Annotated in this window: 21 protein-coding genes and 1 pseudogene; 12 read left to right on the forward strand and 10 right to left on the reverse strand. The window is 69.9% G+C overall.

What is annotated here, in order from left to right:
* The first annotated feature begins 42 nt into the window (after positions 1 to 42).
* Genes KME78_RS02175 through KME78_RS02185 form a run of 3 tightly spaced genes read left to right on the forward strand, consistent with a single transcriptional unit; the run spans position 43 to position 2,147 of the window.
* The gene (locus KME78_RS02175; protein ID WP_219526986.1) at positions 43 to 690 is read left to right on the forward strand and encodes a DUF4142 domain-containing protein; all 648 of its coding nucleotides are present in this window, start codon (positions 43 to 45) and stop codon (positions 688 to 690) included.
* A complete protein-coding gene (locus tag KME78_RS02180; RefSeq protein ID WP_219526987.1) occupies positions 691 to 1,200 on the forward strand; it encodes a hypothetical protein in 510 nt (169 codons plus the stop codon).
* Positions 1,134 to 2,147, forward strand: a complete 1,014-nt coding sequence (locus KME78_RS02185; protein WP_219526988.1) for an FKBP-type peptidyl-prolyl cis-trans isomerase — start codon at positions 1,134 to 1,136, stop codon at positions 2,145 to 2,147. Before KME78_RS02180 ends, KME78_RS02185 begins: the two co-directional genes overlap by 67 nt.
* Positions 2,148 to 2,167: 20 nt before the next feature.
* Here the strand turns inward: KME78_RS02185 and KME78_RS02190 are convergent, their stop codons facing one another.
* From KME78_RS02190 to KME78_RS02210, 5 genes and pseudogenes are all read right to left on the reverse strand, one after another.
* Positions 2,168 to 3,100 (reverse strand): M56 family metallopeptidase, encoded by a 933-nt coding sequence (locus tag KME78_RS02190; RefSeq protein ID WP_219526989.1) that lies wholly within the window; start codon positions 3,098 to 3,100, stop codon positions 2,168 to 2,170.
* The gene (locus KME78_RS02195; protein WP_219526990.1) at positions 3,097 to 3,453 is read right to left on the reverse strand and encodes a BlaI/MecI/CopY family transcriptional regulator; all 357 of its coding nucleotides are present in this window, start codon (positions 3,451 to 3,453) and stop codon (positions 3,097 to 3,099) included. Before KME78_RS02195 ends, KME78_RS02190 begins: the two co-directional genes overlap by 4 nt.
* A 90-nt stretch (positions 3,454 to 3,543) precedes the next feature.
* A pseudogene (locus tag KME78_RS63805) lies at positions 3,544 to 3,687 on the reverse strand (DUF3703 domain-containing protein); the annotation flags it as partial.
* Between the two features lie 37 nt (positions 3,688 to 3,724).
* Positions 3,725 to 4,417, reverse strand: a complete 693-nt coding sequence (locus KME78_RS02205) for a cation efflux transmembrane domain-containing protein (RefSeq protein ID WP_372454861.1) — start codon at positions 4,415 to 4,417, stop codon at positions 3,725 to 3,727.
* Positions 4,418 to 4,422: 5 nt separating this feature from the next.
* Entirely contained in the window at positions 4,423 to 4,863 is a 441-nt protein-coding gene (locus tag KME78_RS02210; protein WP_219526992.1) for an ArsR/SmtB family transcription factor, read from the reverse strand.
* A 628-nt stretch (positions 4,864 to 5,491) separates the two neighbouring features.
* Here KME78_RS02210 and KME78_RS02215 point away from each other — a divergent pair.
* Positions 5,492 to 5,833 (forward strand): histone-like nucleoid-structuring protein Lsr2, encoded by a 342-nt coding sequence (locus KME78_RS02215; protein ID WP_219526993.1) that lies wholly within the window; start codon positions 5,492 to 5,494, stop codon positions 5,831 to 5,833.
* A 290-nt stretch (positions 5,834 to 6,123) separates the two neighbouring features.
* Positions 6,124 to 6,822: a hypothetical protein gene (locus KME78_RS02220; RefSeq protein ID WP_219526994.1), complete on the forward strand. Its 699-nt coding sequence runs from the start codon at positions 6,124 to 6,126 to the stop codon at positions 6,820 to 6,822.
* A gap of 5 nt (positions 6,823 to 6,827) precedes the next feature.
* Here the strand turns inward: KME78_RS02220 and KME78_RS02225 are convergent, their stop codons facing one another.
* Positions 6,828 to 7,520: a helix-turn-helix domain-containing protein gene (locus KME78_RS02225; RefSeq protein ID WP_308126775.1), complete on the reverse strand. Its 693-nt coding sequence runs from the start codon at positions 7,518 to 7,520 to the stop codon at positions 6,828 to 6,830.
* Positions 7,521 to 7,613: 93 nt separating this feature from the next.
* Here KME78_RS02225 and KME78_RS02230 point away from each other — a divergent pair, with 93 nt between their 5' ends.
* A complete protein-coding gene (locus tag KME78_RS02230; protein ID WP_219526995.1) occupies positions 7,614 to 8,648 on the forward strand; it encodes an alpha/beta hydrolase-fold protein in 1,035 nt (344 codons plus the stop codon).
* 79 nt (positions 8,649 to 8,727) lie between these two features.
* Positions 8,728 to 9,189, forward strand: a complete 462-nt coding sequence (locus KME78_RS02235) for an SRPBCC family protein (RefSeq protein ID WP_219526996.1) — start codon at positions 8,728 to 8,730, stop codon at positions 9,187 to 9,189.
* Between the two features lie 7 nt (positions 9,190 to 9,196).
* Here the strand turns inward: KME78_RS02235 and KME78_RS02240 are convergent, their stop codons facing one another.
* Positions 9,197 to 12,373, reverse strand: a complete 3,177-nt coding sequence (locus KME78_RS02240) for an AfsR/SARP family transcriptional regulator (RefSeq protein ID WP_219526997.1) — start codon at positions 12,371 to 12,373, stop codon at positions 9,197 to 9,199.
* A 150-nt stretch (positions 12,374 to 12,523) separates the two neighbouring features.
* On the opposite strand from KME78_RS02240, the gene KME78_RS02245 reads away from it, so the two are divergent.
* The 4 genes from KME78_RS02245 (at position 12,524) to KME78_RS02260 (ending at position 15,860) form a co-directional block, all read left to right on the forward strand.
* Positions 12,524 to 12,754, forward strand: a complete 231-nt coding sequence (locus KME78_RS02245; protein WP_219526998.1) for a hypothetical protein — start codon at positions 12,524 to 12,526, stop codon at positions 12,752 to 12,754.
* Positions 12,755 to 12,842: 88 nt separating this feature from the next.
* Entirely contained in the window at positions 12,843 to 13,370 is a 528-nt protein-coding gene (locus KME78_RS02250; RefSeq protein WP_219526999.1) for a MauE/DoxX family redox-associated membrane protein, read from the forward strand.
* 16 nt (positions 13,371 to 13,386) lie between these two features.
* The gene (locus tag KME78_RS02255; protein WP_219527000.1) at positions 13,387 to 13,947 is read left to right on the forward strand and encodes a TlpA family protein disulfide reductase; all 561 of its coding nucleotides are present in this window, start codon (positions 13,387 to 13,389) and stop codon (positions 13,945 to 13,947) included.
* On the forward strand, positions 13,944 to 15,860 hold the full coding sequence (locus KME78_RS02260; protein WP_219527001.1) for an ABC transporter ATP-binding protein: 1,917 nt from the start codon (positions 13,944 to 13,946) through the stop codon (positions 15,858 to 15,860). Before KME78_RS02255 ends, KME78_RS02260 begins: the two co-directional genes overlap by 4 nt.
* Here KME78_RS02260 and KME78_RS02265 read toward each other — a convergent pair.
* Together KME78_RS02265 and KME78_RS02270 are read right to left on the reverse strand one after the other, a co-directional pair.
* Positions 15,743 to 16,177, reverse strand: a complete 435-nt coding sequence (locus tag KME78_RS02265; RefSeq protein ID WP_219527002.1) for a S26 family signal peptidase — start codon at positions 16,175 to 16,177, stop codon at positions 15,743 to 15,745. The genes KME78_RS02260 and KME78_RS02265 overlap by 118 nt on opposite strands.
* Positions 16,177 to 16,944 carry an AfsR/SARP family transcriptional regulator gene (locus KME78_RS02270; protein WP_246650343.1) on the reverse strand — a complete coding sequence of 256 codons (768 nt, stop codon included), beginning with the start codon at positions 16,942 to 16,944 and terminating at the stop codon, positions 16,177 to 16,179. Before KME78_RS02270 ends, KME78_RS02265 begins: the two co-directional genes overlap by 1 nt.
* Positions 16,945 to 17,124: 180 nt before the next feature.
* On the opposite strand from KME78_RS02270, the gene KME78_RS02275 reads away from it, so the two are divergent.
* The gene (locus KME78_RS02275; protein ID WP_219527004.1) at positions 17,125 to 18,633 is read left to right on the forward strand and encodes an MFS transporter; all 1,509 of its coding nucleotides are present in this window, start codon (positions 17,125 to 17,127) and stop codon (positions 18,631 to 18,633) included.
* Here the strand turns inward: KME78_RS02275 and KME78_RS02280 are convergent.
* Complete coding sequence (locus KME78_RS02280; RefSeq protein ID WP_219527005.1) at positions 18,624 to 19,784, reverse strand: alpha/beta hydrolase family protein; 1,161 nt, start codon at positions 19,782 to 19,784, stop codon at positions 18,624 to 18,626. The two genes, KME78_RS02275 and KME78_RS02280, sit on opposite strands and share 10 nt — an antisense overlap.
* Between the last annotated feature and the right edge of the window lie 5 nt (positions 19,785 to 19,789).

The raw sequence follows: 19,789 nt of genomic DNA on the forward strand, positions 1-19,789 counted from the left end.
CGTGCGATCGCCGGGCAACTGAGCATGGCCCCAGAATCCGGCATGCCTTCGACCAAGCGCAGGCTCTGGCGCGGCGAGCTGCTCCTGCTCGGTGGCTTCGTCGTGGCGGCCGCGGTGACGATCGTGGTGGTCCTGCCACCGTCGGTCGACTCCGCCGCCGCCACACAGACGCCCTCGGGACCCCTCACCGCTGCCGACCGCGACCTGCTGGTCAAGGTGCGGCAGGCCGGCCTGTGGGAGATGCCCGCAGGCGAGTACGCCAGAACCCGCGCCGACTCCCAGCGAGTCAAGCAGGTCGGCAAGCAGATCATGGAGGAACACAGCCGGCTGGACCTGATGACCCGCCAGACCGCGAAGAAGCTGGGCGTGGCGCTGCCCGACGAACCCAACGCCGACCAGCAGAGCTGGATGGCCCAGCTGGCGGCGGAGAGCGGTCCCGCCTTCGACAAGGACTACGCGAACCTGCTGCGCGCCGCCCACGGCAAGGTCTTCAGCACCTTGGCGGCCGTACGAGCCGGGACCCGTAACTCCGAGATCAGGAAGTTCGCCCAGGAAGGCATCAACTTCGTCATGCGCCACATGACCTACCTGGAGTCCACCGGCATGGTCGACCACGACGAACTCCCAGAAGCCCCGACGCCCTCACCCGCTCCACCTCTCACATTTCCCCCGAAAAAGGGGAGCCGTTAAATGAGCAGGTCCCGCGAGCCCTCCTCCCTTCTGCGGAACCTTCTGTCGGGGCTCGCGGTGGTCTGCGCACTGTCGGCCATGGGCTGCGGCTCGGCCACCGACGCGGCTCGGGAAGCGCGGGGCAAGAGCATCTCCCCAGCTGCGGTGGCGAGCGTGACGGCCCGTCCGGCCAGTGTCGAACAGATGGCTTCGGCCCTTCACTGCACGGCGAGCATCACCGTCGATGCGGCCGATTTCCGCCAGGGCGTCTGCTCCACCGCCGGTTCCCAGTATTCGATGCTGGCCTTCGCCACCGGCAAGGGACAGCGTGACTGGCTGGAGTACGCGCAAATGTATGGCGGGTCGTATTTGGTCGGTGAGCGCTGGATCATCGCCGCGCGCCCCAAAGAGGCCTTGACCGCCGCTCGAGCCAGGCTGGGCGGGAGCATCCAGGAGACCGGGACGTGGGGCGCCTCATCGACGCCGCCCACGGGCGCCGCGCCGCCGTCTGCCACCGGCAGCGGGAGGTGAGCAGCGTGCATCACAACCGCTCGGCACGCCTGGTCATCCTGGCGGGCGTGATCGCGGCCATACTGCTCATCGTCGCCGGGACAACGCTCTACCTGCGCCCCGGGCAGGACCCTCTGACGGTCAGCGGGGGCTTCGGTGAGCAGCCGCGGGTGACCTTCGCCGAAGGCGAGCGGCCGGGCGAGGACCTGGTGGCCGAGACCGTGATCGCGGGTAACGGCGTGGTGGCGGCCCAGGACGACCTGGCCGTCGTCCAGTTCGCCAGCTACGCGTGGACCGGCACCTCCCACAGACAACTCGACAGCAGCCACGGCCAGGACAGGCCGGCCGTGATGCGGATCGGAGAGCTCGTCCCCGGCTTGAACAAAGGGCTCATCGGCAAGAAGACCGGCAGCCGGGTGGTGGTGTCGATTCCTCCCAAGGACGGCTATGGCGCCACCGGCAACCCGCAGGAGGGGGTGACCGGCGCGGACACACTCATCTACGTCGTCGATCTGCTCGCCACCTATCCGACGACCGCCTCGGCGCGCGGCCGGGCAGGCCCGGCCGACCCGGCCCTCCCCCAGGTGGTGTCCGCGCCGGCAGGCGGTCCTCCGACGGTGACGATTCCGGCGTCGGATCCGCCGGACCAACTGCGGGTGCGGACGTTGATCGAGGGAGCAGGCCCCATCATCCGCGCCGACCACATGCTGATCACTCACTATCAGGGACAGGTCTGGCGGAACGGTAAGGTCTTCGACTCCTCCTGGAGCCGGGGAGAAGTGGCGCCACTGTCATCTCTGACCGGCACGATCGCCGGCATCGGCAAGGGGCTCACCGGCCAGAAGGTCGGCAGCCGGGTACTGCTGGTCATCCCGCCCAAGGACGGCTACGGCAAGGGCGCCCCCCAGCCGGGGATCAAGAAGGACGACACCGTGGTCTTCGTCGTCGACATCCTCGGAGCGTACTGAGGCTCACCCCAAGCAGCGGATCAGATGGTGATGCAGATGAGCGGGGCGATCAGCACGGCCAGCGGCCCGCTGAGCAGCAGGCCGGCGGTCGAGTAGGCCGCCGCCGGGACCCAGCGGGGCTGGCCGCGCTCGGTGAGCAGCCGCTGCAGGCGCTCGACGACACCCGCATCGGCCAGGGCGAATGTGGCGCTGCCCGGTCCGGGCTCGCCTGCCGCCATGCGTACCAGGGCCCGTGCCAGTGGCAGCTCGCCGTGTGCTCGGCAGGCGTGATCGTCGGCGATCATCTCCAGCAGCACGGCGACCGCCTGTCGTGCCGTACGCGTGCAGACCAGCCAGGGGAAGGCGTGCGCCAGGGCCACGAAGGGCAGCAGGGCGAGGTCGTGGTGACCGCGGGCATGCGCGCGCTCATGGCCGAGCACCGCCGCCAGCTCCTGGGCGGTCAGCAGGTCGAGGGTGCCCTGGCTCAGCACGATCCGTCCGTGCCTGCCCGGCACGCAGTAGGCGACGTGCTCGGCCACAGGGAGGATGTAGGCGTCGTGCGCCGGGTGGTGATCGGCGACCACGTCGACCAGCAGGCGCTGGCGCCGCCGCTCACGAATCGTCTTGGCCGCGACGCGCACCGTGTGGATGAGCAGCCAGCTCATCAGGCCCGCCGACCATGCCAGAGCCAGGAGATGAACCGGCCCGAGCCCGTCCAAGCCCTGCCCGCTGACGATCTGGCGTACCAGGGTGTGCATGCCGTGCGGGAACACCGCGGCCAGCGGCGCGACGGCGGCCACCAGCCCGAGGCCCACCGCGCCCAGGCCGGCGGCCAGCCCGACTGCCTGCCAGAGCACCAGCGCCGCACGGGGACAGCGATGCGTCCACGTCGCCCCGGCCAGGGCGCGTGCCGTGCGATCGCCCAGCATCACCGGCAACAGCGCCACCCCGGCGGCGACCAGCCAGGCGATCACTGCGCCGATCCGTCCCGTTCGCCCAGCGCCTCGCGCAAGGCGGCGGCCACCTCGGGCGTCACCGTCCCGACGAAGCGCTGTACGGCCGCCGTGACGTTGCCCGCCTCGTCCAGGGCCGCGCGCATGGCCTCGGCGATGAAGGCGTCCTTGCCTGCGGTGGCCTTGTACAGGTGTGCGCGTCCCACGCGTTCGCGGGAGACCATGCCCTTGTTCGACAGCCGCATCAGCACGGTCAGCACCGTCGTGGTGGCGGGCTGGGAGGGCAGCTTGGCCGCGAGGACATGGGCGAATATCCCCTCGGGGTGCTCCCACAGGGCTTCCATGATCGATCGCTCAAGGTTGCCGAGCTGCACAATCCCTCCAGTCGCGTTCTACTCAGGGTAGAAGGCTATCGCTCTGCTGCCGCTTGTCAGCGAGTGATCCCCGCCGCCCGCTCCTTGAGCTCAGACAGCCTGCAGTACGGCGGCGAGATCGTCGGGCATGGGCATCGGCTGGGTCAGGTTGACGCGGGCTCGGCCGGTGTTGCCTTCGGGGTAGCGGCCGAGCGCCGAGCCGGGCGCGGCCACGATGATCCGTATCACCTGGCCGAGGGCTTCGCGCGGGCAGGCATCCGGCGGCGACGCATCATGTGTCCTTGCGGTCGTTCTCGCAGCAGTCGTCGGCGCACGCCGATGGGGTGGTGGCGTCGGTTGTGAGGAGGTTCGGGGCGCAGCAGGTGTCTCCGCGCCAGGCTTCGCGGCCTTCCTTGACCGCCACCGCGGCGATGATCAGGGCGGCGATCGGATCGGCCCATGACCAGCCGAACAGGCTGTTGAGCGCGAGGCCGACCAGCAGCACTCCGGACAGATAGGTGCACAGCAGGGTCTGTTTGGAGTCGGCGACCGCGGAGGCGGAGCCGAGTTCGCGACCCGCGCGCCGCTGGGCGTACGACAGGAACGGCATGATCAGCAAGGAGAGGGCGGCCAGCACCAGGCCGGGGGTGGAGTGTTCAGCCTCTCCGACACCCAGGAGCGTGCGTACGGCGTCGACGGTGACGTACGCGGCCAGGGCGAAGAACGAGATCGCGATGACGCGCAGGGCGACCTTCTCGCGTCGCTCAGGGTCGGCGGCCGAGAACTGCCAGGCGACCGCCGCGGCCGAGGCGACCTCGACCACCGAGTCCAGCCCGAACCCGATCAGCGCCGCGGACGAGGCGGCGGTTCCCGCGGTGATGGCGACGGCGGCCTCCATCACGTTGTAGGTGATGGTCGCGGCGACCAGCAGCCGGATCCGGCGCCGCAGCGTCGCTCGGCGGAGCGGGGTCGGCTCAAGGTTCACCGCCGTCACGACACCGGCTCCGGCGTCGGCGCGGCATCCTGACCGGGGTGATCGCCGGCGTCGGCGATGGGCCGGGCGACAGTCTGCGAGGGGCCGTGGCGGGGGCACAGCACCACCGCGTGCCCGGTGGCGCCCAGCAGGTGCTCGGCGGCGCCCAGCAGATCCATCAATTCCGGCCGGGTCAGCGCGTAGAACGACTGACGGCCTTCGGCGCGGTAGTCCACGAGCCCGCAGTCCCGAAGGCAGGCGAGGTGCTTGGACACCGTGGACTGAGCGAGCCCCAGCTCACCGGTCAGATCCACCACCCGCGCCTCGCCGCGGGCCAGGCGGGCCACGATACGGAGCCGCGTTTCGTCGGCCAGGGAGTGGAACAGCGCCGCCGCGGGAGAGATGCCCGCGGCGATGTCGGCGCTTACACACCGGCCACCGTCATTATCAATCGCCATATGGCGATGATAGCCCGAAAGAGGGATGACATCGCAAGAGCAACGGCCACGGGACGCCGCTGCGACGCGGTAGGTGCTCGTCCAACGGCAACGCCAGCGATATGGGAGTTTTGTCTTGTCTGGCCCGTCCCTGACGCATCGCGCTGCGTATCACCAGGGCGGTGTCAGGGATGGGAGTGGTGGTGATCATTCCGACGATGGCCGGGTAGGCGAAGAGTGCCTCATGCGCCATGATCCCACTCTAGGGATCTTGGGCCGCAGACACGATGGCGGCCGGAGCAACCTCTGAAGCTGAGACCGGACCCCGCCCTGGACTACCGGATTCAGATCTCATTATGCCCCCCAATCCCCCGAAGACATTTGCCCAATGATCCAGAACCGCTGAATTCTGCCACCCAAGCACTCGTCCTGCGCGTAGACTTAGCACCTTCACGCCGAGACGGACGCTGATTTCAGTTCCGCCTATTGAACCGCCATGCCGGAACGAGCGGGGACGTGACCCCAGCGTGAAGAGAGTTAATGGCCGCTGAGCCGGATTCCCTAGCCGGTTAATTCTCTTGACAGCCCAACGCACCCCTGAAAAGCGATACAGTACCCGAAACCCCATAACACATATTGGAGCGCCGGCATGGCCAAGCAGATCGTTGAGTCTTTCATTGACGACATCGACGGAAGCGAAGCGGAGAAGACCACCACGTTCGCCATCGATGGCACCACCTACGAGATCGACCTGTCGGGCAAGAACCGGGAAGATCTGGAAAAGGCGCTCGCACCCTACATCACCGTCGCCCGCCCTATCCGGGCCGAGCGCCCCGGGCGTGGCGGCCACGGGGCCGACTCCACGTCCCGGGCCATGAGCCGTGAGAAGTCCGCCGAGATCCGCAACTGGGCCAAGACTCACGGCCTGCCGGTGAGCGAGCGAGGCCGCATCGCCGCGACCATCGTGGAGAAGTTCAAGGCGGCTCAATAACGGCTACCGGGCGGAGCCCTCGCTCAGGGCCGCACGCCGAGAACGGTCGGGCAGAAGAAAGCCCTCTCCGCGATGGAGGGGGCTTTCAAGGCGTGACTATTCAGCGGCGGGCCAGGTCGAGGCCGAGCTTGCTCGACCACGCATGGAATGACACCCATTCCCGGCGGTTTTTCGACCCCCTGGCACCTTCAGATGATTAAGCGAGAGTGATGGGATCGTTGGCGGCGGATCTGGCCGACTTCAAGGTTGCGCACCTCTATCGGGAAAGGCGCGTCGTCAGGGTTTGCGGCGTGGACGACCTGCGGGCGGAGGCTCTGGAGGCCGTGCCGGACGGCACAGCGTCAGTGACCTACCAATCCCTCCATGGCGACCCTGTTACGGCACCGGACGAGATTTTCCGGCTGCTCGACACCCTTCTTGAAAAGCGACTGCCGGAGGCGTTCACGCCGCTGGCAGAGCGCGAGCATTGGGAGGACGACGACGAAGAAGCCGGGCCCTTGCCGGCCGGGCCCGGACCCTACGGTTCGGGTGTGCGGGCCCTGGGGTCCGCCGGCGAGCGGATAACCCTGAGCTACAACGGAGATCTTGCCGTCCCCGAAGCCACCGGGTTCGGGGACGAAGACGATCAGCCTGACGACGATGCCCCGCATCGTCGAGAATCCTGGCAGGAAGTGACCGGCGCCCCCGACCTCCTGCGGGCCTGGCTGATCGGTCGGATGCGCTGGTCGATGAACGACGGCGACTACAGCGAGTATCCGCAGACCGAGCAGGAGCGAATCCAGCTTGCCGAGACACAGGCCGGCCGAGCGGAGCTGGCCGACCGGTTCCTCACCGTGTTCCCGCCGGAACGAAGTCGCTATTTCGCCGGTGCGCATGCCGGTTGGGACCGTTGGTCCGAGGACTACCTGTCCCGCGACGAGGTGATCGCATTCGCCTCCGAAGACCACGTGGCGGTTCTCTGGATCGCCCTGTACCGCTATTACGGGTGAACGGATCACCCAACGGCAGAGTCGAAGCCGGACGGGCCGAGTTTTCTCTCCAAGATCCTGACGATCTTGCGGGATTCGTCGTCCGGGCCCGGTACGTAGTACGGCTTCCCGTCGCGGCCGAAAGTGATCGCCGACGGGCCGCCCTCCCAGGTGCCCAGAACGTGGGAGGCCGAGTCGAAGGTCTCGAAGGGCTCCAGGTCCATCGCGCGGGCATAGTCGACCGCGCCGAACACGAGATGCTGAGCCAACTCGATCGGCGCCTCCTGCCAGCCCAGGTAGTCACTGAAGAAGTATTCGCGGAACCGGCTGAGCTGCCGGTCGTCGATGACATCCGGGCCGATCAGGTCCTTGACGCCGGTGCAGTAGACGTCCGCCAGGTAGCCGCAGACCGTCATCCGGTCCCAGGTGTGGCGCCGGGCCACCAGCACGGACACCCTGCCGTCCAGCCCTTCGGCCGACGGCTTCTCGTCGGCCCAGCCGCGGGCGGGGTCGACGGTGAGGCCGGTGCTCCAGCCGACGTTGATCCAGCAGCCGGCCACCTCGGGCTCCCCCGCCGCCGCGCTGCCCTCGGCCGCCACCGCGCGTACGAGCGGGGCCACCACCGACGGCGACACGCCCAGCGTGCGGGCGATCTCCTTCGGAGACCTGCCTTCGGCTCGCAGCTCGCGTACCCGGTTCTTCAGTTCCGCACTGTTCACGGACGAAGCCTAGCGACTCCCGACGCCCGGACGGCCGCACGCCGCCGAAGCGGAGATGGCAGGCTGATCCCAAGAGTAGAACGGGAGAAACCCATGCTGCCCTGGTACGACGAGCTCGTCGGCCGCCTCGACCACAACGTCATCGACAGTGAGCTGCTGCGCGGCAACCCCCTCGGGGATCCGCACGAGCGGCCCCTGTACGTGTACGTCCCTCCGGGGTACGACGACCACCCCGACCGGCGCTACCCGTCCATCTATGTGCTGCAGGGCTACACCGGGCATGTCGCCATGTGGTTCAACCGGACGCCGTTCCGCCGGACGTACCCGGAGCTGACGGACGGCGTGTTCGCGGCCGGTGACGTGCCGCCCGCGATCATCGTGTACGTCGACGCGTGGACCTCGCTCGCGGGCAGTCAATACCTCGACTCGCCCGCGACCGGCCGCTACCACTCCTACCTGTGCGACGAGGTCGTACCGTGGGTGGACGCCCACTACCGCACGCTGGCCGGCCGCGACCACCGCGCGGTCACCGGCAAGTCCAGCGGGGGCGGCGGGGCGATGGTCACCGCCATGCTGCGGCCGGACGTGTTCGGCGCGCTGGCCACCCATGCGGGCGACTCGCTGTTCGACGTCAGCGTCCGGCCCATGCTGCCGCAGGTCGTGCGGCAGTTGCGTGACATGTACGGCGGTTCGTACGACAAGTTCCTGGCCGACTTCCGCAGCAGGATCGCCGGGACCAGGGAAGGCGACCTCGATCTGCTGGAGATCTACGCCTACGCGGCGGCGTACTCGGCCGACGAGGACGGCACGGTCCGTCTGCCGTTCGACGACACGGGCGCCGTCATACCCGAGGTGTGGGAGCGCTGGCTGGCCCGTGACCCGGTGGTGATGGCGGCGCGGCCCGAGTACGCCGCGGCGTTGCGGTCGATGCGGGCGATCTGGGTCGACGCGGGCACCAAGGACGAGTACTACCTGGACTTCGGCGCCACGGCGTTCCGGCGGGCGCTGGAGGCGGCCGGGGTGCCGGACGAGCGGATCTACTTCGAGCTGTTCGACGCCGGGCACGGCGCCATCGAGTATCGCTATCCGCTCGCCCTGGCCTGGCTGAGCCGCCGCCTCTCGCCTTAAGACCGCCTGAAGGAGATCGTAAGCACCGACCGGCATCGTGGTTCTCGTCGGAAGAAGCAGCGCGCAGAAGGGCACCGCGATGAGTCGGACCGCCGAGATCGAGATCACCCGGATGTACGACGCCTCCCGCGAGCAGGTGTACGCCGCCTGGACCCGGCCCGAAGGGTTCTCCCAATGGTTCGGGCCGCGGATCTTCGAGACGCCCGCCGAGCGGATCGCCATGGATCTGCGGCCGGGCGGGGTCTGGCGGGCCACCATGGTCGGAGCCGACGGCTTCGAAGCCACGCTCGACGGGGTCTACCGGGAGGTGGCGGGACCCGGGCGGCTCGTCTTCACCACCGGCGACCCCGACGACCCGGGCGACGGGCCCGCGTCGGTGGTGACGCTGACGCTGGTCGATCTGGGGGGAAAGACCGAGATGCGGTTCCACCAGTTCGGCGTGAACACCGACCAGGAGCACGCCGAGCAGTCCAAGGCCGGCTGGACCGAGTTCTTCGACCGCCTGGCCGAGCACCTCACCCAGAGGGCGAGCCATCGGTAAGCGCTGGTCAGGCCAGGTCGGCCGCGTCGTCGAGCTTCAGTCTGCCGCCCCGCTCGTACGCGGCACCGAACGTCGCCTCGCCCAGCGCTTCCATGGCGACCCCGGTGACCCGCTCGACCTCGGCCAGCTCCGACGGAGCGGCAGGCGTCTGGTTGTGCTCGCGGACACCCGCCGCCAGCCCCAGCAGCAGAGCCGCCCGCTCGTGGTCACCCCTGGCCGCCGCGGCGGAGGCCAAGCCCTCCACGGCCCACGTCGCCGTGCGCGGGTCGCCGATGCGCTGCGCGGCCGTCAGGGCCTCCAGGTGCAGGTCCCTCGCGGTCGCGGCGTCACCGCGCAGCTCGATCAGGTAGCCGAGCTCGGCGAGCACGTCAGGCAGGTGCACGGCCGGCTCGACGCCGGGGCCCCGGGGGATCCCGTCGAGCAGGTGGTTCAGGTGCTGCTCCGCCAGGTCGAGGTGGCCGCCACGGCGCTCGGCGTAGGCGAGCCCCATCTCGGACATGATCGAGATCTCCCGATGGCCCTGCCCTGAGGCGATGTGCAGGGCCCGCCCGCACAGCTCCATGGCCCGCTCGAACTCCCCTGCCCCGAGCGCCATCCAGCCCAGCCAGGCGGTGCGCCCGGCCACCTCCGGCCAGAGCCCGAGGTCCTCCGCCATCCGCAGCCCGTCCGCGAACAGCCGTCTGGCCCGCTCCCTGTCGCCCCCCATCTCGGCCAGCCCGCCGAGCCACTCCGTGGCCTGGAGCACTCCCCACCGGTCGCCGAGCTGCCGGAACAGCCGCGCGCTCTCCTCGCCATCGCGTTCCAGCGCCACGAAGTCCCGTTGCGTGAAGGCGTCCCGCGCCCGCCGGCTCAACGCCGCCGCGATCCCCCACCGGTCGCCCATGGCCCTGAACGTGGCCAGCGCGCTCGCCACCAGCTCCTGCCCGGTCAGCATGTCGGGCACCACCCACCCGATGAACCACTCGGCTCTGGCCCGCCCACCCGGGTCCTCGATCCGATCGAGAGCGGACCGCCAGTCGACGTCCTCACCCAGCTTGAGAGCGAACCCCGCCCGCCACGCCCCCGCCCTTGCCCGAGCAGCCACCAGAACGCCGTCCTCGACAGCCGTGCCGTCATCGATGGCCAGTGCCGACTCCAGCGACCGCCGCCCCTCGGCCAGCCGGCCGCGCAGCACCCAGTACCAGGCCAGCGCGTTCACCAGCGCCAGCGCACCGGCCGCGTCGCCCGCCCCGGTCGCCGTGTCGAGCGCCGCCCGCATGTTCGCGGCCTCCGTGTCCAGCCGCAGCAGCCACTCCCGCTGGGAGTGTCCATACAGGAACGGCTCAGCCTGTACGGCCAGCGCCGTGTAGTAGGCCGAGTGCGTCTGCCGTACCCGATCCAGCTCGCCCGCCTCCGACAACCGCTCCAGGCAGTACTCCGCCACCGACTCCAGCAGCCGGTACCGCATGCCCTCCGTACCGTCGGCCACGACCACCAGGGAGCGGTCGACCAGCCGCGCGAGCAGGTCGAGCACGTCGAGCCCGTCCTCCGCGCAGGTCTCCTCGGCGGCCTCCAGCGTGCAGCCGTCGGCGTGGACGGCCAGGCGACGCAGGACGGCGCGTTCTGGCTCGGTCAGCAGTTGCCAGCTCCAGTCGATCACCGCCATCAGCGTCTGCTGGCGCGGCGGCGCGCCGCGCTGCCCGGAGGCGAGCAGCCGGAACCGGTCGTCGAGCCGGGCCACCACCCCTTGCACGCCGAGCGCGCGCACCCGGGTCGCCGCCAGCTCCAGGGCCAGCGGGATCCCGTCGAGCCGCCGGCAGAGCTGCGCGACCGCCTCCGCGTTGCCCGCGTCGAGGGTGAAGCCGGGCGCCGAGGCGGCGGCCCGTGCCACGAACAGGCGGACCGCGTCGGCCCGGGCCACCTCGCCGGGCTCGGTACTAGCGGGCACGTCCAGCGGCGGCACGCTCCACAGCACCTCGCCGGCCACCGCCAGCGGTTCCCTGCTGGTGGCCAGCACGCGCAGCCCGGGAGCGGCCCGCAGCAGCCGGCCGGCCAGCTCGGCGACCTGCTCGATCACGTGCTCGCAGTTGTCGAGGACGAGCAGGAGCTGCCGGGAGCGCAGCGCCCCGGCCAGCCGTTCGGCGAGCGGCGTCCCGTCCGAGTCCTCGCGGATGTCGAGCGCCGCCGCCACGGTCTCCGCCACCACCCGCCCATGTGAGCGGGTCGCCCGGTCGAGGGGGGCCAGCTCGACCAGCCAGGCGCCGTCGGCGTACGCGTCGGTGAGCCGGGTGGCGGTCTCCAAGGCCAGCCGCGTCTTGCCGACGCCGCCGCTGCCGGTCAGGGTGACGAGCCTGCTGTGCTCCAGGAGCGTACGGACCTCGGCCAGCGCGCCGTCGCGCCCGATCAGGTCACTGAGCGAGGCGGGCAGGTTCGTGGCGGGGCGGGCGGCGGGGCCGCTCAGGGCCGGGTCCTGGCCGAGGATCGCCTGGTGCAGGGCGGCCAGTTCGGGCGCGGGATCGAGGCCGAGTTCGTCGGCCAGCCGCTCGCGCAGGTCGGCGTAGCTCGCGAGCGCCTCGCTCTGCCGTCCCGCGCGGTAGAGCGCTCGCATGTGTACGGCCCGCAGCCGCTCCCTGAGCGGGTGCCGGCCCACCAGGTCGCCGAGCTCGCCCACGAGCAGGCCGTGCTCGCCCAGCTCCAGGCGCGCCTCGGCGTGCTGTTCGAGGGCGGAGAGCCGCTGCTCCTCCAGCCGGAGGATCGCGGACCTGGTGTACTCCTCGTCGGCGAAGTCGGCGAACGCCGGGCCGCGCCACAGCGCGAGCGCGTCGGACAGGAGCTCCGCCCTGGTCCGCGGGCTCTCGGCCGTCTCGGCCCGGGCCAGCAGCTCGGCGAACCGCGCGGCGTCGACCGTACCCTCCGCGGCCTTGAGCAGGTAGCCGGGCGCGCGTGAGATGACCAGGTTCTTGCCGCCCGGCTCGGCGTCCTCCAGCGCACGCCGGAGCTGCGAGACCCGCACCTGGAGCGCGCCCGCGGAGTTGGCCGGCGGCTCACCGGCCCACAGGTCGTCCACGAGCCGGTCGGACGACACCGGCCGCCCCTCGTCCACCAGCAGATCGGCGAGCAGCGCGCGGACCTTCAAGCCGGGGATCGTGACGGGCTCCCCCTGGTCGGTCCATACGGCCAGCGGCCCGAGCACCCCAAAGCGCATAAAGGCCACCTTAAGCGCGCGAGAAAGGTGCTTCCAAGATCCGAGGTGACGCTCGGCGCCCGGGCTTCAATACCGCGACCACACCGGCGGCACACCCGGCAGTGCCAGAGTCGGGCAGGGAGAAGATCGCTCTCTGTCTCGGGAGAAACCATGGTCCAAACACTCCAGCGGTTCGCCGGACGACTCGCCGACACCACGGTGAACGCCCTGCTGCCGAAGGCGACCGCCAACGCGGCAGCCTGTGTCAACTGCCCGTCGGTCGCGAACCGGTGCAACTACTTCTGCTGTGGTACCACCGCCTCGCGCATCCACCTGTACAGCTGCTGCATGAACAGCAGCCTTCACTGCACCTGCCAAGTAGAGATCTACGACTACTGCTGATCCGCTCACTTCCCGACGGACCGGGCCGGCGGCGCGATGCTCGTCCGTCGGCCCGGTCACGTCAGCGTCCCGCGGATCAGGAGGGATCATGCACTATCTCGCACTGCTGTCCCGCTGCTTGATCGCCGGCGTCCTGGTGCTGGCCGTGGTATCGAAGCTGCGCGGGCCGACGGACGTCGAGTCCGCCATCAGCGAGCTGCTGAAGGTCGCACGGCAACCGGTCGGCCGCCGGCTGGTCCGGCTCCTCATCGCCGCCGAACTGGGTGTGGCGGCCCTCGTGATCGCACCGGGTACGGCACCGGCCGGACTTGCCGCAGCCACCGTCCTCATGTGGGGCTTCGCCGCTTTCGTGGCGATGAGCGTACGTCAGCGCCGACGGATCCCGTGCCCTTGTTTCGGACCGTCGCGGACCCCGCTGGGACCGGTGCACGTCGTGCGTAACGTCGCGCTGGGGGCGGTCGCGGCCGCGGGCGCGGCGGCCCTGGCGTACGCGCCCGCGACCGCGCTCCAGCCCGGAGGGGTCGTGGTGACGCTGATCGCGGCCGCGCTCGGAGTGTGTCTGGCCGCATTCTCCGACGACGTACACGCACTGTTCTCCGATCCGACCCGGACCTGATGAGAAAGGGGTTCTCGTGACCCTTCCTGAGGCCGTTCTGGCCGTGATTCTGCTGGCCAATCTGTTCCTGACCTTCGGCGTCGTCCGTCGGCTCCGCGACCACACCACGCGATTCGCCGCGTTGGAGAACCCGTTGGAGGGCGGCCTCGGCGTCGGCGACGCCGTGGCGGACTTTCACGCCGTCGCGACGGAGGGTTCCGCCGTCTCCGCCGCCGATCTGCACGACTCGGTCACCGTCGTGTCCTTCGTGGCCACCGGTTGCCACAGCTGCGAGGAGCAACTGCCGACGATCCGCTCCAAGGCCGACGACGCGGTGGCGGGCGGCGCGCAGTCGATGATCGTCGTGGTGAACGTACGGGGCGAGCGCGAGGAGGCCGACCAGCTCATCGCTGCCGTGGAAGGTCCCGGCACCGTGGTCGAGGAACCGCTCGGCGGGTCGATGCAGACGGCGTTCGGCGTCAAGCGGTACCCGAGCTTCTTCCTCGTCGGACCGGACGGGACGGTCATGGCCACGCCCGGGGCCGCGGACGCGCTGCCGACCGTGGAACTGCGGAGAACCGCAGAGCTCCGTTCATGATCGACGAGGGAGTCCCCAGGCGGTTCGCCACCGCGGCGGGCCTCGCCTGGCGGGCCGCCCCAGTGACGACGATCGTGGTGCTCGGCGCGACACTCGCGCTCGGTGCGAGCCCGGTGGGGTCCGCGCTCGCCGGCAAGCTGCTGATCGACCAACTGAGCTCCGGTGTCACGGGCCCTCCGACCACCCTGATCCTCCTCGCCGTGGGACTGGGTGGCGCGTTGCTGGTGAGCTATGTCGGCAACGCCGCCGTCAGCTACCTCGAGGACCAGCACGCGCGACGGCTTGAGATGATCGTGCAGGACCGGCTGTTCGGCAAGCTCAACAGCCTGCACGGGCTGGAACTGTTCGAGCGGCCCCATTTCCATGACCGGATTCAGCTGGCGCTGCGCGCCGGTCAGGGCGCTCCGCACCAGTTGGTCTGCTCGGCCCGCTCTCTGCTGCAGGGCACGATCCAGCTGATCGGGTTCGTAGGCGTCCTGCTGGCGGTCAGCAAGACCGCGGCGCTGCTCCTGGCCGCGGCCGCGATTCCGCGGCTGGCGGCCGAGCGGCGGCTGGCGAAGGACCGCGTCGGTCTGCTGGCGGCTCTGAGCCCGGTGCAGCGGCGCCAATACTTCTACAGCCGCTTGCAGTACGAGCCGCGGGCGGCCAAGGAGTTGCGCGTGTTCGGGCTGGGCGGGTTCTTCCAGGAGCGCATGCGGGCCGAGCTCGCGGCCGTCCACGTTTCCCAGCGCAAGCTCGACCTGCGGATCCTGCGTGTACAGGTGATTCTGGACGCCGCGACGGTGGCAGCCATGGCGCTCGCGGTCTGGATCGTCGTCGCGGATGTGTCCGCCGCACGCGGAACGCCGGGCGACATCGCGATCATCCTCACCGCCCTGCCGGTAACGGCCAGCGCCGCCACGGCAGTGGTACGCCAGTTGTCCGTCGGGTCGGAGGCCCTGCTGTCCATCGGCCATTACCTCGACATCATGGCCACGGACGACCACCGGCCGACCGCTGGTGAGGTCGCCGCACCCGAGCTCCGAAAGGAGATCGTCTTCGACGACGTGTGGTTCCGCTACGGCGACGATCTGCCCTGGGTGCTCAACGGCGTGAGCTTCCGCATCCCCCTGCACCAGTCGGTGGCTCTCGTCGGCGTGAACGGGGCGGGGAAGAGCACCATCGTCAAGCTCCTGGCCGGGCTGTACCAGCCGACGAAGGGCCGCATCCTGTGGGACGGCGTCGAGGTGAGCCGGCTCGACCCGGCGTCGCTGCGCCGGCGGATCGGCATGGTGTTCCAGGACTACATGACATACGACCTGAGCGCGCTGGAGAACATCGGCGTAGGCGATCTGGAGACGCGCTTCGATCTGGCACGGATCAGGGACGCGGCCCGGCTGGCAGGAGTCGACGGCGCCGTCGAGCGGCTCCCTCGCGGATACGACACCATGCTCAGCCTCCTGCACTTCAGCATGGGTGAGGAGGACGACAGCCCGGGAGTTCAACTGTCCGGCGGCCAGTGGCAGCGGATGGCGCTGGCCCGGATGCTGCTCAGGAGCGACCGCGACCTTCTGATCCTCGACGAGCCGAGCTCGGGGCTGGATCCCGAGGCCGAGCATCAGGTCCATCAGGTGGTGCACGAACACGGCGCCGGCGTGACCCGCTTGCTGGTGTCGCATCGGCTCAGCGCCGTACGCATGGCAGATCACATTGTCGTGGTGGAGGACGGCAGGGTCTCGCAGACGGGTTCGCACGCTGACCTGCTTCGCACCGGCGGCCGCTACGCCGAGCTCTTCCGTATGCAGGCGGCGGGCTATCAGGACGAGGAAGGGAGACCGGGAGCCCTCCCGATCATCGAGCCGACGACCGAGACGATCGGGACGGGGCCGAACTCCCTGGAGTCCAGGTCGGCACCCGCATCACCAAGCAGGTAAATGTGGCCGACAGGCACGATTCTCCCATCCGGTTGGCGGTCACCGGCGACGCCGGAGACACGTTTGACGAGAAGCGCGGGGTCGGCGGCAGTGCTGGGCGGCATACCGGGGAGGACCAAGCCGTCGGGCGCCCGGCACACCACGACGGCGTCCCGCTGGATCCGCCGACGGCGCCACCGGGCGACGATCACTCGGTCCCCGTCGCGCAGCGTCGGCTCCATGCTGCCGCCGCGGACGGTGACGACCACGAGCGCCGCCCGTGCCACGACGATCGCGACTCCGGCCGAGATCACGACGCCGAACAAGACAGCCCACATCACAGCGCCACCTCCGGCCGCATGGGCTTCGCCTCGGTCAGTTCGCGGTCGTTGTCGAGAATACGAAGAAGGAGCCGCTGCAGCCACGGACTCGGTTCCACGCCGAGCTCCGCCACCAAATACGATCGCAGTTTGTAGAACACCTCGAGCGCCTCCGCCTGCCGATGGCTCCGATAAAGCGCGAGCATGAGCTGAGCGTGGAATTCCTCATTGAACGGATATTCGCTCACGATGACGCTGAGCTCTGGCGTGATCGCCCGATGCCGGCCCATTTCCAAATCTATGTCGAACCGCGCCGCCAACGCGCTGAGCCGCAACTCCTCGAGCCTGGTGCGCGAAACGACGATCTGCGGTGTCGCCGGTACGTTCGTCAACGCCTGCCCGCGCCACAGCGCCAGCGCCTCACCCAGCAACCGCCCCGCCAACGGCAGGTCACCGGCGGCCGAGGCCTTCCTTCCCGCGCAGATCAGCTCTTCGAACTGCCAGAGGTCGACATCACCCGCCTGCAGGCGGTAGCCGTGGTCCACGGTCTCGATGTGCCGGTGGTGAGAGCGATCGAGCAGGCCACGCAGGCGCCAGACGTACCCGTGGACGGTCTTGCGCGCGCTCGGCGGCGGCCGATCGCCCCAGAACTCCTCCATCATTCGCGTCACGCTCACCGGCCGACCGGCATTGATCAGAAGGACGGCGAGCACTAATCGCTGCATGGGAGCGGTTATTCTTATCGGCTCTTTCTGATCGACGATTTCCAGCGGGCCGAGCACCATGAAACGCACTGAAGCCTCCATTGTTCCCGAGGTGGTCTTGCCGACGCGAGCAACAGCGGCATCGTGGCGCTCCTTTCTGGCAGATCTCTGGCAAACAGCCACCGCATGAGACCTTAAGCGCACGAGAAGTGGATCTGAAGGCCGTTCCAGCACGGTGGAGGCAACGGAAAGGGGACCACCATGAACACCCTCGCCAGCCGCCGGGAATGGATCGGGCTGGGCGTCCTGGCCTCGGTCGCGCTGCTTCTCTCGCTCGACGTGAGCGTCCTGTACCTGGCGCTGCCGCACCTGAGCGCCGACCTGGGCGCGACCGCGCCGCAGCAGTTGTGGATCCTGGACATCTACTCGTTCATGCTGGCCGGATTCCTGGTCACCATGGGAACGCTGGGTGACAGGATCGGCCGCCGCAGGCTCCTGCTGATCGGCGCCGCCTGCTTCGGCGTCGCGTCCGTCCTGGCCGCCTTCTCGGTCAGCGCCGAGATGCTCATCGCCACCCGTGCCCTGCTGGGGATCGCGGGGGCCACGCTGATGCCGTCGTCGATGGCGTTGCTGCGCAACATGTTCCGGGACCCGAAGCAGATGGGCGCCGCGATCGGGATCTGGTTCAGCTGCTTCATGGTCGGCATGGCGGTCGGCCCCCTGGTGGGCGGCCTGCTGCTGGAGCACTTCCGGTGGGGCTCGGCGTTCCTGCTCGGCGTGCCGTTCATGATGCTGGTGCTGGCCACCGGGCGGACGCTGCTGCCGGAGTTCCGCGACCCGTCCGCCGGGCGGCTCGACCTGTCCAGCGTCGCGCTGTCACTGGCCGCCATCCTGCCGGTCATCTACGGGCTCAAGGACATCGCCAGGAACGGTGTCAACCCGGTCGCCCTCGCCGCCGTCGTGTTCGGGGCGGCCGCGGGCGTGGTGTTCGTCCGCCGCCAGCGCCGCCTGGTCAGTCCGCTGCTCGACCTGCGCCTGTTCGGCAACCGCGCGTTCGCCGCCACGCTCGCGATCCTGTCGCTCGGTGGGGTGGTGATGTCGGGCACCACGCTGATGTCCACGACGTACCTGCAGACGGTCGCCGGGCTGTCGCCCCTGGCCGCCGGGCTCTGGCTGGTGCCCCAGAACCTCGCGATGATCGCCGCTCTGACGCTCGCCCCGGCCGTCGCCAACCGGTTCGGGACGGCGTACGTGATGGGGGCCGGGCTGGTGGTCAGCGCCGCGGGGCAGTTCCTGCACACCCTGGTGCCCAGCGTCGGCGGAACCTGGCTGGTCGTGGCCGGGCTGATCCTGGCCTCCGCCGGGATCGCGCTGCCGATGGGCGCCGGCAACAGCGTGATCATGGCCGCCACCCCGGTGGAGAAGGCCGGTTCTGCGGCGGCCCTCTCCGAGACCTCGGGCGAGTTCGGGGTGGCCGTGGGGGTGGCCGTGCTGGGCAGCCTCGGGACCGCCGTCTACCGCGGCCGACTACCGGACACGCTGCCGGTGGAGGGTGCCCGCGAGAGCATCACCGCCGCGGTGACCGTCGCCAAGGACCTGCCCGGCGTACTGGAGATCGCCAGGGCCGCCTTCACCACCGGGCTGAACACGGTCGCCGCGGTCGGCGCGGTCGTCTTCCTCGTCCTCGCCGCCGTCACCATCGCGGTGCTCCGCCGGCACGACAGCCCCGCGCGGGAGGTATCGGCGCTGGCGACGGGGGCTCACGACTGACCGCAGGTCGCCGGGCAGAACTTGACCTCGGGGTAGCGCGATGACGGCTTGTCCAGGAGGGGCTGCCGCTGCGCCTTCAGGTGCTGGTCGAGGAAGGCTGCCACGTACGTGCGGGTGAGCTCGACGGAGCGCGCGGCGGACAGGGCGTCGGGGAGGGGCTTGATGCCGAGGGCGCCCGACAGCAGCGGGCCGTCGGTGAAGGACGCGTGTTCCGCGCCTGTCAGGACGAGCCAGCGTTTCCACCCGGTCAGCAGTTTCCAGTCGCGGGCCCACGAATTGTCGCCGCCTCCGGGGACGTGCGGTGGCGAGCCCAGGAACATGAACGGCCGGGTGAACCCACTCTTGGGGATCCGCGCGTAGGTGGTGCCGTCCATGTCGATCCCGGCTCGCACGCGAGAGTCCTTCACCATGGCCGCCATCGCGCTCGCCCCGCCGATCGACTGACCCACCATCGCGATTCTGGAGCGGTCGATCCGGTCAGAACCGTCCCACTTCGATGGCAGCTGGTCGAGGACGAAGGAGACGTCGGCCGCCCGGATCTGGGCCACTCCCGTGCCGAAACCCGGGTCCGTGTCGCTGTCGCAGGCGAGGCACTCCGCGACCCGCCCGTCGGGGAAGGTCGTGGCGTAGCTCTCGTAGGTGTGGTCGATGCCGGCCACGACGTACCCTCGGCTGGCCAGGTCCTCGGCCAGGGACGTGAGTGTGCTCATCGGCTTGGTGAAGCCAGGAGAGAGCACCACCAGCGGAAGCTTCCGCCCCGCCGGTTCGGCGTCTTCGATGGCGTTCGTCCGCGTCTTGCTCAGCGTGTCGGACGGCACGCCCGCGGCGGTCCTCAAGCCTTTCAGGATGAGCGCTGATTCCTTCGGCGTCACGTACGGCGCCCGCTGTCCGTCCCGTTGCTCGGTCGGATACCAGAGGGTGACCTTGAGCTCCCTGGCATTGACGTCGAGGTTCCAGGGATCGGGGCGGGAGGTGTCCTTCAGATACAGGGCGGTGGTGCCGACCGGATGGGCGCCGGTCGGGGCGGGCAGGGTGGCGGGGCCGGTCGACGTCACCGACGGCTTGGCGGCGGACCGGGGCGGCGTGGGTGCGGAGCAGGCGGACGCGGCGAGGACGGCCAGTCCCGCGGCGGCTGCCAGGAGCTGTCTCATGGAGA

It is taken from the genome of Nonomuraea guangzhouensis (assembly GCF_019396345.1).
GTDB classification, from domain to species: Bacteria; Actinomycetota; Actinomycetes; order Streptosporangiales; family Streptosporangiaceae; genus Nonomuraea; species Nonomuraea guangzhouensis.

Coding starts and splice junctions, on each gene's coding strand:
- KME78_RS02175 (WP_219526986.1), top strand. CDS start 43: ATGCCTTCGACCAAGCGCAGGCTCTGGCGCGGCGAGCTGCTCCTGCTC.
- KME78_RS02180 (WP_219526987.1), top strand. CDS start 691: ATGAGCAGGTCCCGCGAGCCCTCCTCCCTTCTGCGGAACCTTCTGTCG.
- KME78_RS02210 (WP_219526992.1), bottom strand. CDS start 4,863: ATGGCGATTGATAATGACGGTGGCCGGTGTGTAAGCGCCGACATCGCC.
- KME78_RS02215 (WP_219526993.1), top strand. CDS start 5,492: ATGGCCAAGCAGATCGTTGAGTCTTTCATTGACGACATCGACGGAAGC.
- KME78_RS02230 (WP_219526995.1), top strand. CDS start 7,614: ATGCTGCCCTGGTACGACGAGCTCGTCGGCCGCCTCGACCACAACGTC.
- KME78_RS02235 (WP_219526996.1), top strand. CDS start 8,728: ATGAGTCGGACCGCCGAGATCGAGATCACCCGGATGTACGACGCCTCC.
- KME78_RS02240 (WP_219526997.1), bottom strand. CDS start 12,373: ATGCGCTTTGGGGTGCTCGGGCCGCTGGCCGTATGGACCGACCAGGGG.
- KME78_RS02245 (WP_219526998.1), top strand. CDS start 12,524: ATGGTCCAAACACTCCAGCGGTTCGCCGGACGACTCGCCGACACCACG.
- KME78_RS02250 (WP_219526999.1), top strand. CDS start 12,843: ATGCACTATCTCGCACTGCTGTCCCGCTGCTTGATCGCCGGCGTCCTG.
- KME78_RS02260 (WP_219527001.1), top strand. CDS start 13,944: ATGATCGACGAGGGAGTCCCCAGGCGGTTCGCCACCGCGGCGGGCCTC.
- KME78_RS02265 (WP_219527002.1), bottom strand. CDS start 16,177: ATGTGGGCTGTCTTGTTCGGCGTCGTGATCTCGGCCGGAGTCGCGATC.
- KME78_RS02270 (WP_246650343.1), bottom strand. CDS start 16,944: ATGGTGCTCGGCCCGCTGGAAATCGTCGATCAGAAAGAGCCGATAAGA.
- KME78_RS02275 (WP_219527004.1), top strand. CDS start 17,125: ATGAACACCCTCGCCAGCCGCCGGGAATGGATCGGGCTGGGCGTCCTG.
- KME78_RS02280 (WP_219527005.1), bottom strand. CDS start 19,784: ATGAGACAGCTCCTGGCAGCCGCCGCGGGACTGGCCGTCCTCGCCGCG.